The organism is Pseudoroseomonas ludipueritiae (genome assembly GCF_014490445.1).
In the GTDB taxonomy this organism is placed as follows: domain Bacteria; phylum Pseudomonadota; class Alphaproteobacteria; order Acetobacterales; family Acetobacteraceae; genus Pseudoroseomonas; species Pseudoroseomonas ludipueritiae.
The window spans coordinates 1-10,053 of sequence record NZ_JACTUZ010000160.1 but is presented as its reverse complement, the minus strand read 5'-3'; the positions used below and the strand labels follow the sequence as shown (position 1 = coordinate 10,053).

The window sequence follows — 10,053 nt, the reverse complement described above, 5'->3', positions numbered from 1 at the left end:
CACCAACTCGCCGCGCACGGCCTCGGCCACCCTGACGATCACCGCGCCGCCAGTGGTGGTAGACCCGCCGGTTGATCCAGGCCCGACCGATCCGCCGCCGGCGGCTGGTGACACCATCGTCGCCGCGAAGATGGCCGGCACCGGTGCCCCTGCCGGGACAGTCCAGACCTTCGGCCAGGGCTTCCAGCGCGGCCACCTGATGCCCAGCGATGGGCTGGTGATGAAGCTCGCCGACGGTTCCATCGTCGCAACCCAGATCGACAGCACCGCCACCCTCTGGGACGATGGGTCCATCCGCCTGGCCGCCGTGCACGTCGCGCTGCCGGCTCTGGCGGATGGCGCGGTGAATGCTTCCTCTCTGGCTAAGGCCGCCGCACAGAGCAGCACGCCCATCAACCTGGGCACGGCGCTGGCCGGCCGCACCTGCACCATCACCGTCAGCAACGGCGCCAATACCTTCAGCATGGACCGCGCTGCCATCGTGGCCGCATTGCCGGCGGCTCGCTGGTGGTCCGGCGCCCTGGCAACGCAGGCCCGCATCACGGCGGCCATTCCCCGCGCTGCCGTTGGCGGCAGCACGGATGCCACACTGGTGGCGGACATCACTGCCTATGCCGATGGCTCTATCGCCGTCGACGCCGTGGTCTGGAACCGCAAGGTCTTCGCGGCCAACCAGGGCGATGCCGCCTACACGGTCACGATCACGGGCGAGGGGGGCACGAAGGCCAGCCGCACCGTCACCAAGGCGCCGCTCTATACCGGCCTGCCGACGCGCGCCCGCTGGAAAGCGGATGGGACGGCTGTGGCCTTCGACGCTGCCTGGATGACGCCGGTGCCGGCTTATCTGGCCCGCACCGGCCTTACGGCCAACCACGATGCCCAGCTCGGCGTGCTGCCGTCTCTGCTGTCTGGCTACGCCACGGCGATGGCCGCCGGCACCTGGAACACCCCCTACAACACGCGCGGCATCTACAAGAAGCAGGGCGAGGCCGGCGGGCGGCCGGATATCGGTGAGACTACGCAGGTTAATGCTGCCTGGCTCGTCACCGGCGACAAGCGGGCGCAGCAGTTCGGGATGGGCCAAGCCGAGGCCGCTCTCGGTATCCCCTGGCACTGCTGGGATGACACCTATGGCCGGTGGGTCAACCCCATCGACCGGCCATACAACCGTGTAACCACGCACGACGGCAGCTTCACGCAGTCCTCGGACGAGCACCCCGAGGGCGCGAACGGCAAGTGGCAGGTCGATGGCGGGCACTGGGGCGACCACTTCGCGGTGCCCTACTTCCTGACCGCGCGGCGCTGCCTGCTGGATGGCCTGCTTGGCCAAGCCTCCTATGCGATCATGTCGATGGCCCCGGCAGGCTTCGAGCGCGGCGACATCACCAACGGCGGCGCGGTCAGCGATGCCGACACGGCAGCCGGTCGCGCGGCGCGGCGCCAATACCTGATCAGCACCGCAGAAGGTGCGATCATGACCCGGGGCGTTCAGATCCGCAGCGGCGCCTGGATGAACCGGCAGATCAACTGGGCCGCCATCGCGCCGCCCAGCGAGCAGCCGCACGGCGACCTCTTCCGCATCGTCGCAGAGGCCAACTACGCCCGCGCCACAGCCCGCTGGCCGGCCCTTTCGGCAGCGCAAGGTCCTGTTCTGGCAGGCTGCCCGGACGAGTGGACCTACGACAACCCGATGGATGGCGACGGCGCGCCGTGGCAGGTGATGATGCTGGTCGCCATGCACATCCGCGCCACCCGCCTCGGCTTCGCGGGGGCCATTGACCAAGTGGAGCGGCAGGGAGGCTTCCTCGCGCGCATCCTCCAGAACCAGACCGGCTGGTGGGGCGCAGATGCCACGCAATACAACCTGCACTTCGGCCAGAACGGCGAGGGCATCACCTACAACGCGCTCAGTTCATCCAACTGGTCCAAGAGCTATGCGGCGCTGCGGAACCTGGACGGCACAGGAAACTTCACATCCTTCGGCGACAACTACTCGGCGGTGCCCGTCAACACGGTGGGCGACTACGAGCGCCGCGCCTGGGCGGTCATGAACCAGTTGCGCGACCTGCTGGGCGATCTGGGACGCAGCACCACCGAAGTGGACAAGGCGCTCGCCCAGATGGCGCCGATGCCGAAGACGAAGACCTTCACAGAAAACGTCCACTTCCAGGAGGACCCGGCCACGAGCATCGTGCGCATCGGGCAGACGAGGGCATCATGAGCGCGATCCGCCATATTCGCTCTCCGCCGGCAGGAACCTGACCCATGCCGAAACGCACGATTAACTACCTGCTGCATCCGTTCCGAGGTGAGGAATGGGGTGAGCTATCCTGCGCGGTGATCGGCGGCATCCAGTTCTTCTTCGCGATCATCTTCTACCACGATCTGACGCAGCGGCCGGGCCTCGCCCTGACCATTGCGCTATCTCCGCAGTCCTGGACCTGCGCCGGCCTGATCCTGGCGGTCATGCACGTCCTGGCGCTGCGCTTCGGAGGGGCGAAGTGGGGCTATCAGGCGCGCCTTTGTGCGGCCGGATCGTCCCTGGTGTTCTGGAGCCACTTCGTCTTCTCGATCTTCGTCAACGCGCTTCTGTCAGGCGCGCAGGTGCCGGCGATGTTGGTGCCTGCAATGATGGCGCCCCTCGTAGCCGGTGTCGTGCTCTACCGGCTCTGGAGGCATTACTGAGATGCAGTTGGAGGGCGTCGAGAAGCTCGTCGCCGCTGCTGGGACCGCACTGGCTGCGATCCTGACGCCCATTGGGGTCATCTATGCGGCGAGCATGAACCGCAGCAACAAGGCTGCTGAAGCCACTGTTGCCAGCCTGACCGCCGAGAACGAGCGGCTGGAAGAGAAACTGGAGAAGGCCCAGGCTGAGCGCGAGTACGAGCGCCTGAGTGGCCTGCGCTGGTACCAGATCGCGTTGTGGTGGTTCCACGCTGCGCATGAGATGCGGCGCCACACGCTGGACGCCCGGCAGGTGGCGGAGAGCAAGGCGCGCATTGATGGCGAGCCCAGGCCAGCCTGGAACGAGACGCTGGACCTTCCAGGCCTCGAAGACCCGCTCCCCCGCCTCCCCAAACCCTGACCGCCGCCGGGAGCGCATCCCGGCATCCCTGACAATCTGGAGTGACCGACCATGGAGACATGGGAGGATATCCGCGTGGCGCTCGATGCGCTGCTGCGGTTCCTGGCGGCTGGCCTGATCGGCCTGGCGCTCTATGCCCTCAAGGCGTTGCTGCCGATGGCCAAGGCCGCTCTGGCCGAATGGCTGACGACGCGGGCCTTCGCGCGCTGGACCAAGGTGGCGCAGGGGGCGGCGGCAGAGATCGCCGACCCGAACAACCCGGCCAGCAGCGTCACCGCCAAGGCCGTGGAGATGGTGAGCAACCTGCCGGATGCGGTGCAGACCCTGGGCGCCAGCCGCGAGGCCGCCGAGCGAGCCATCAACCGCGAGCTGTCGAAGATCAAGGTGGGCGTGGCGGAAGGTGCAGGGGCAATGAGCCTCCTGTCTCGCCTGCTCACCTTCCTGGGCTTCGCGCGGGAGGCCAAACCGGCCGTCAGCACCGCGCCGCAGTCCGCCGCTCCGGTGCCCGCGCCAGGGGTCTATCACCCCGCGCAGGTGGTGCCCGTCTACGGGGTGGGGGAGGTTCCTCCCACCCCAGCGAACCTCAATCCAGCTGTGAAGGAGGCGCCTGTGGCGACCACCGACCGCTTCGCGCGCCTCATGGAAGGCGTACTCGGCCGCGAAGGCGGCTACTCCAACAATCCGGCTGACCGCGGCGGCGAGACCATGTTCGGCGTGACCATCGCCCGCGCCCGCGCTGCCGGCTACATGGGCGCCATGCGGGACATGACCCGCGACCAGGCCATTGAGATCTACCGTCTCTACTACTGGCGGCAGCCGGGCTTCGACCGCATTGACGAGATCGACCCGCACCTTGGGGAGCGCTTGTTCGATGCCGGGATCAACTGCGGCACCAGCCGGGCAGGCCAGTGGCTCCAGCGGGCGCTGAACGTGATGAACGGGCAGGGCAGCCTCTATGCCGACATCACCGTGGACGGCCAGTGCGGCGCCATGACCCGCGCGGCGCTCCAGTCGTTCATCCAGCGCCGTGGAGCCGATGGGCGGGCGGTCCTGCTGGAGGCGGTCAAATCCTTCCAGGCTGGGCATTACCTCGGGTTGGCCGAGAGTACGCCCAGCCAGGAGACCTTCGTCTATGGCTGGATCAGGAGCCGGATCTTGGGGCTGGCGTGATCTTGAGCAGGAAGGGTTAGCGCGGCCGTGGTATGATGCCAGCGCTGCGGCGGTGCTGAAGGAAGCGCCTTGACGGTAGAGGCCACCCGGGGAGCAACCGTCCGGGGAGAGGTGGAGCCGGTATCAAGCCCGGCCCGCAGCTCGGATCGGATCAGGGTATCCTGGTCGCAAATAAAGGATCGGGGCTATCCCGGTCGCCAGAAACCGCCTGGTGGGGAGACCTGCCGGGCGGTTTTCTGCGTTTGGGGATCAATGCCCCCTGGGGATTAGGAACAGGCGGCCGTCCTCGTAGACAGGACCTTCCTCACCCCGCAAAGCGCCGCGTAACACCGCGAGTGCGTATTCCTCGGTCAGGTCCATGGCCTTGCCATCTTCCCGCAAGGCCCGCAGGAAATCCCCTAGCGCGACGATGCCACCGAGCGCCAGAGGGAGAGCGGTCGGGCATCCGTCACCCTTTGTCGCTGCTTCGACCGCCCCCACGTAGCCGGCCCCTATCGACTGATAGCCGGCCGCCATAGCCTCGTTCCACAGTCCTTCGGGCATGCGGCCATTATCAGACATCTTGCTCTCAGTCTTTAGCAGGCGGTTGGGATCTACCCGTAATAGGCCTGGAGGAAGGTCGAAGTCACCCGTTTCACCATATCTGGGCGGACATGCACGCCATCTTCCATCCAGGTCAGGGGACGTGGCGAATTGGTTACCATCTCGTAGCTGGGGAAATAGTCCACGAAGTCGTAGCGCCGCGAGACAGTTTCGGCGGCGGTTCGAAGGGTGGATTTGGAGCCGCAATAAGCTTCGACCACATCTCGAGCTTTGAACGTGCCGCTCGGAACGGGCGATACCGTGCAGACGATCTTCACATCCGGGATGCGGTCATGCACCAGTTCGATCAGCTTGACCAACTCGCTGAGCACGTCCTCATAACCGAAGTCCGCGAAGCTGAAGAGGTCCTTGCGCCTGACTAGGAAGTTGCCAGGCGGCACGCGGTTCGCGACCAGGCCGTTGCGCAGTTCAATCCAAGATTCGGTCAAGCCGAGCGTCATCAGAACCACCTTGGCCCGCTTGATCTCCTGCATGCCGGCATCGATGCGCCGGCGGTTGTCGAGCGCGGTCTCATAATCGACCACGCCAACGCCGGCGGAATGCGGGTCGAACCAGCGGTTTGGCGCTAGTTCCAACATGCCGTGATCCGGATAGGACGTGCCGTTCAGCGCGCGGTCCACATCGAAGTACATCGAGTGTGTCGTGTACTTGTGGAACACGCCGCGGCTGATCTCGCCGGCATTAACCCCGCCGCCGGTCTGCTTCTCTTCATTCCAAGTCTCGAAGCGTTCGGCCGGAAGACCATGCCCCCGCAGGAGCACCGGCATTCCGTCTCGGATAAGAAACTTTTCGATCTCACGGGCAAAGCAGGAGCCAATCGTGAATACCGGGTCAGTCCGTTCAAGCTTGAACTTCGGGCGATGATTGATGCTCATATAGTCGCCGGAGGAAAGTCGCTCGCGGGCTGACTTCGGGCCGGAAGACCAATAGCGATCAGGATTGTTCTTCGCCACGGCAAGAGCATCTTCGGCGCTCTTGCGGATGGTGTCGATCGAGTGCGAGGTGACCGGCACCACATTCTGATCCATGGTGATCTCCGCCGTGAACTGACTGTCAAGCTCAGGCATCGCCTGATCGTTAAAGGATGAATATCATTCGGCGAAGCTTGTCCAGATCATTTCGCATTCTGCGCAAATCTTGTTAAATAATTTTAATCTGGGGCTTGGCGGTTTTGAGGGGATGAACCCGTGTCCAGTTGGGTCATCTTCCGTTCGACAGCGTCCTCCATGCTACACCGCTGCCATGTCGTTCCTCCGCCGCGCCACCCTGGCTCTCTGCCTCCTCGCTTCCATCCCCGCCTGGGCTGCTGATCTTACCGGCCGCGTTGTCGCCATCCAGGACGGCGACACCCTGACCCTGCTGACGCCTGAGCGGCGCCAAGTCCGCGTGCGCCTGTATGCCATCGACACTCCTGAGAGCCGGCAGCCCTACGGCACCCGGGCACGGCAGGAGTTGTCGGCGCTGGCCTTCCGCCAGCAGGTGAGGGTGGAGGTGATGGACACCGACCGCTACGGCCGCACGGTCGGGCAGGTCTGGGTGGGCGATCTCAACGTCAATGCCGAGATGGTCCGTCGCGGCGCTGCCTGGGTGTATCGCCAGTTCAATCGTGATCCGGCTCTGATGGCGCTGGAGCGGGAGGCGAGGGGGGCTCAGCGTGGGCTGTGGGCACTACCCAAGGAAGAAAGGGTTCCGCCGTGGGCGTGGCGGCGGCAGAAGCGAGGTTAGTGCTCGCAGCAAGCCACCACCTGTTCTCGGCGGGGAGGTCGCTGTGTTCTGTCGGCCCATAATCGGCGCCATAGCCGGTGATGGCGATCCAGTCATTGCCCCGGCGTAGGGCGGCGCTCTCTACTCGGCCAACCACTTCGACGCAGCGACCGCATTTCATGCGCCGAAGTAGCTCCCCGAGCGTGATGCTCTTACCCAGGTAGCTGATGATCTGGTCTACTCGGTATCCGACCTTATGCTCAGCCGGCTTGCACACCAGGTAGAGCCGCCAGCCATGCCAGTTCTCTAAGGGGCTGTTCAGCAACATCCGTTTCTGGCGCTCTCGGCTGACGTTATGGGCCATGGCTACGGAGCTTCATACCCGGGTACCCGGCTCTCGGCTGTCTCGGCCCAGTCGTCCGGCTTCATGTCGCTAGGTCCGGTCCAGTGTCCGTGCAGCGTGAAATGCACGCCACGATGTCCGCACTCCGCGCAGCGGAAGCGAGACTTGCTGTCGCGCACCAGCACATCGGACAGCACCTCGGTGCAGAGCTTTCGCGCTGTGATGGCGGTCTGGCGGCGGCATCCCATGCAGATGATGTCGAGGTAGGCCCCTTCCTCGGCCAAGGCGGCAAAAGTTCCATGGCGCGGGCGCGTAGCCGCCGGGGCGGTCATTTGATGGGTTTCGCGCTGGCGGACAAGCCATCGAGGAACGCCAGCAGCGACTTGGCGCAGAGCGGCGGGAGGGGCTTTACGTTCGTCAGGGGCTGGCTCATGGGGCGAGCCTACCACCGTGAACGGATAGTGAACAAGCGTCAAGGCTACGCACGAGAAACCCACAATATCGTGCCAGGGCTAAGCTTCCAGCCTCGCTGCCCCAATCTGTGCGCGTGGCAGACCGGCCCGGCCGGCGCTACATCGCGCCATGGTCGAGCAATCCCCCGAGCTGATCCCGCACCATGAGCCGCGCCAGCAGGGCACCGAAGGCCCCTGGACGATCTGGCACTACCGGGGTGCTGAGATCCGCACCACGGGTGCCACGACGAAGCTGCGTCTGGCAGGACACCCCTATGACGGGCTCACTGGCTTCTCTTTCGAGCAAGCGCTGAAGCTGGTGGACGGATGGCTAAACCACCAGCGGCTGCCAAAGCCGTTCGTCTGGCCGTAACGCTAGGCGCTGGCCGGTTCCAGTAGTCCCCATTTCGCCGCCAGCGCTTGGCGCTCGGCCGCCGGTAGGGCGCTGCCCTCCCCTCCCCCGCCTTCCTTCCTAAGCTTCTTTTTCACTAGAGAGACTTCGGCTGACCGGGCTTCGGTATCGCTTACGGCCCATTGCTCCGGGCTGGCGAAGAGATAGGCCGAGGTCCATTGGCACCAGCGGCCGGCGACCACCAGGCCGCGCCGCACATGGCCCATGATGCCGGCCGCCTCGATGCGGCTCAGGGCGAGCTGCACGGTGGAACGGGCGCACCCCGCCCATTCCGCCAGCTGGCCAATGCTCGGGTCACAGACCCCATGCCGGGACGGCCCGCGGTAGAGCAGCATCCAGAGCACGATGATCCCGGTACGGCGCAGGCAGCCGCCGTGCAGCCCCGGCTGGTGGCTGCGGCGCTCCAGGCGGCGTGCAGCCTCCATGATGCGGCGCCGGTCGGCGTCGCCGAGGTGCTGGCGCTGCCAAGCGGCAACGCGCACAGACCCGGCACGCGCCGGGCGTGGTGAGGTAGGCATGGCTTGTCGCCCGCCAAGCAGCAGGACGCAGTTCCCCGTCACCGCAAGAGACTTGCGATTTTGCAGGCGCAGCCTTACCCTTGGGATGTCACTCGCTGGGGCGCGGCGCGCTCTGGTTCAAAGGGGTCGGTTCGGTCGTTCTGCGGCTGGGCCGGCCCTTTCTGCATTCGGCTGGCGGGATTACCAACGGTGCAACCATGCATGCCCAGCCCTCGCTTGGCAATGTTTCTATTAAGATCATATACTTACGCCAACTTGCTAGCCCGCCAGAAAGACTGCGCGCACGCATGAAAGCTACGTATCTTGCGGGCTCTCTTGCCTTCTCGCCCGCCCGCAATCAAGCCTGCACGCTTGCCAGTTACCAAGTTGGCAAGTTTGCATGGTCCCATGTTGGCAAGCTGGCAAAATGTACGCTGGGCTGGACGAAGGGGTAACAGATAGGCATGCTGCCGCCGAACGGGGGACAGCATGCAGATCATCACCATGGCCAGCCGCAAGGGCGGGGCCGGCAAGACCACCCTTTCCTGCCACCTCGCCGTCGAGGCCGAGCGGTGCGGGCAAGGGCCTGTGGCCATCATCGACACCGACGACATGGCCGGCTTGACCAAGTGGTGGCATGCACGGTCTGCCGAGACGCCAGTCCTGGCGGCCGTGGAGGGTGGCATGTCCGCCACACTGAAGGGCCTGGAGGCTGCCGGTTTCCGTCTGGTCATCATCGACACCCCGCCGGCACTGACCCAGGACGTGACCGATGCCGTACTGGCCGCCGATCTGGTTCTGGTCCCGGTCCAGCCCAGCCCCGATGACCTCCGGGCCGTGGGCGAAACCGTTTCGCTGGTCCAGCAGGCCAAGAAGCCCACAGCCTTCGCGCTGAACCGGGTAAAGAAGCGGGTGCGCCTGACTGCTGAGGCCGCTGTGGCACTGAGCCAGTACGGCTCCATCGCTCCGTCTATGATCCATGACCGCACTGACTACGCCGGTGCTAAGACCGCCGGGCTGACCGCGCCGGAGGTTGACCCAAGCGGACCGGCAGCCGGGGAGGTCGCTGCACTGTGGGCCTATGTCGCCAGCCGCCTGGGAGCGCCGCGATGAGCAAGCAGCCCTACCGCCCACTGTCTTCCATCGACATTCTGGCGGATGTACCGAAGCCTGCCGCTCCTGAGGTTGCGGCGCCAGCGCCAGAGCCAAAGCCTGCCGCACCGCGCCCAAAGGAGGGGCGGCGCCAGTCAGGCTATCGCTATACTGTGGAGACGCACGAAGCCCTGAGGCTGGCGGCCTTCCAGCAGCGCCGCACCATCCAGGACATCATCGACGAGGCGGTGCTGCTCTGGCTGGCGAACAAGAAGTAGCCGGCCACGACGGCGCTACTTCGTACGGCTCACTACCTTCCCGGCTTCGTACAGCCACCGGTCTTGTGCCAGCGCTACCATCTCCTCCAGCACGGCCGGGGAGGTGCCGGGCGGCGCGGTGATCGTCACCGTGATCGTGGCGCTGGCCGTGTGGACGCGAAGGGGGTCGCTCACTGCTTCCCCTCCTTCTTCTCCGCCTGCTGCCTCAGCCTCTCTGCGAGCTTTGGCCAAACCCGGTCCTGCCACTCCTTCCGGCGCTGCTCGTAGGCGCGGGACTTCTCCTGGTAGGCGATGGGGCGGTGTGCCGGCGCGCTCATTCCCGCCTCTCCTTCGCTTCCGCCTGCACCTTCCGGCACATCTCCACCTGGGCGTCTCGGCCTGCGGAAACGGGGTCGGAGGGGGCGAGGGCGGCGCGGA

The 10,053-nt window shown here is 65.6% G+C and carries 14 protein-coding genes; 8 read left to right on the top strand and 6 right to left on the bottom strand.

Annotation, left to right across the window (positions count from 1 at the left end; genetic code table 11):
- From IBL25_RS21835 to IBL25_RS26730, 4 genes are all read left to right on the top strand, one after another.
- Positions 1–2,221: hypothetical protein (locus tag IBL25_RS21835; RefSeq protein WP_187780606.1), on the top strand; the 2,221-nt coding region annotated here is incomplete at its 5' end.
- A 44-nt stretch (positions 2,222–2,265) separates the two neighbouring features.
- Positions 2,266–2,685 carry a hypothetical protein gene (locus IBL25_RS21830; protein ID WP_187780605.1) on the top strand — a complete coding sequence of 140 codons (420 nt, stop codon included), beginning with the start codon at positions 2,266–2,268 and terminating at the stop codon, positions 2,683–2,685.
- 1 nt (position 2,686) lies between these two features.
- Positions 2,687–3,085: a hypothetical protein gene (locus IBL25_RS21825; RefSeq protein ID WP_187780604.1), complete on the top strand. Its 399-nt coding sequence runs from the start codon at positions 2,687–2,689 to the stop codon at positions 3,083–3,085.
- A 51-nt stretch (positions 3,086–3,136) separates the two neighbouring features.
- Entirely contained in the window at positions 3,137–4,255 is a 1,119-nt protein-coding gene (locus tag IBL25_RS26730) for a glycoside hydrolase family 108 protein (RefSeq protein WP_202986847.1), read from the top strand.
- Positions 4,256–4,504: 249 nt separating this feature from the next.
- On the opposite strand, the gene IBL25_RS21815 is transcribed toward IBL25_RS26730, so the two are convergent.
- Positions 4,505–4,816 carry a hypothetical protein gene (locus IBL25_RS21815; protein WP_187780603.1) on the bottom strand — a complete coding sequence of 104 codons (312 nt, stop codon included), beginning with the start codon at positions 4,814–4,816 and terminating at the stop codon, positions 4,505–4,507.
- Between the two features lie 32 nt (positions 4,817–4,848).
- Positions 4,849–5,925, bottom strand: coding sequence for a GSCFA domain-containing protein (locus IBL25_RS21810; protein ID WP_187780602.1), 1,077 nt, complete (start codon positions 5,923–5,925; stop codon positions 4,849–4,851).
- Between the two features lie 175 nt (positions 5,926–6,100).
- On the opposite strand from IBL25_RS21810, the gene IBL25_RS21805 reads away from it, so the two are divergent.
- Entirely contained in the window at positions 6,101–6,583 is a 483-nt protein-coding gene (locus tag IBL25_RS21805; RefSeq protein WP_187780601.1) for a thermonuclease family protein, read from the top strand.
- A 345-nt stretch (positions 6,584–6,928) separates the two neighbouring features.
- On the opposite strand, the gene IBL25_RS21800 is transcribed toward IBL25_RS21805, so the two are convergent.
- On the bottom strand, positions 6,929–7,189 hold the full coding sequence (locus tag IBL25_RS21800; protein WP_187780600.1) for a hypothetical protein: 261 nt from the start codon (positions 7,187–7,189) through the stop codon (positions 6,929–6,931).
- Between the two features lie 298 nt (positions 7,190–7,487).
- Between IBL25_RS21800 and IBL25_RS21795 the strand changes: the two genes are divergently transcribed.
- Complete coding sequence (locus IBL25_RS21795) at positions 7,488–7,730, top strand: hypothetical protein (protein WP_187780599.1); 243 nt, start codon at positions 7,488–7,490, stop codon at positions 7,728–7,730.
- Positions 7,731–7,732: 2 nt separating this feature from the next.
- Here IBL25_RS21795 and IBL25_RS21790 read toward each other — a convergent pair whose 3' ends face one another.
- Positions 7,733–8,287 carry a hypothetical protein gene (locus IBL25_RS21790; RefSeq protein WP_187780598.1) on the bottom strand — a complete coding sequence of 185 codons (555 nt, stop codon included), beginning with the start codon at positions 8,285–8,287 and terminating at the stop codon, positions 7,733–7,735.
- Between the two features lie 468 nt (positions 8,288–8,755).
- Between IBL25_RS21790 and IBL25_RS21785 the strand changes: the two genes are divergently transcribed.
- Both IBL25_RS21785 and IBL25_RS21780 read left to right on the top strand, forming a co-directional pair.
- Positions 8,756–9,379 (top strand): ParA family protein, encoded by a 624-nt coding sequence (locus IBL25_RS21785; RefSeq protein ID WP_187780597.1) that lies wholly within the window; start codon positions 8,756–8,758, stop codon positions 9,377–9,379.
- Positions 9,376–9,636, top strand: a complete 261-nt coding sequence (locus IBL25_RS21780; RefSeq protein WP_187780596.1) for a hypothetical protein — start codon at positions 9,376–9,378, stop codon at positions 9,634–9,636. Before IBL25_RS21785 ends, IBL25_RS21780 begins: the two co-directional genes overlap by 4 nt.
- Positions 9,637–9,651: 15 nt before the next feature.
- Here the strand turns inward: IBL25_RS21780 and IBL25_RS21775 are convergent, their stop codons facing one another.
- A complete protein-coding gene (locus tag IBL25_RS21775) occupies positions 9,652–9,810 on the bottom strand; it encodes a hypothetical protein (protein ID WP_187780595.1) in 159 nt (52 codons plus the stop codon).
- Positions 9,807–9,953 carry a hypothetical protein gene (locus IBL25_RS21770; RefSeq protein WP_187780594.1) on the bottom strand — a complete coding sequence of 49 codons (147 nt, stop codon included), beginning with the start codon at positions 9,951–9,953 and terminating at the stop codon, positions 9,807–9,809. Before IBL25_RS21770 ends, IBL25_RS21775 begins: the two co-directional genes overlap by 4 nt.
- Between the last annotated feature and the right edge of the window lie 100 nt (positions 9,954–10,053).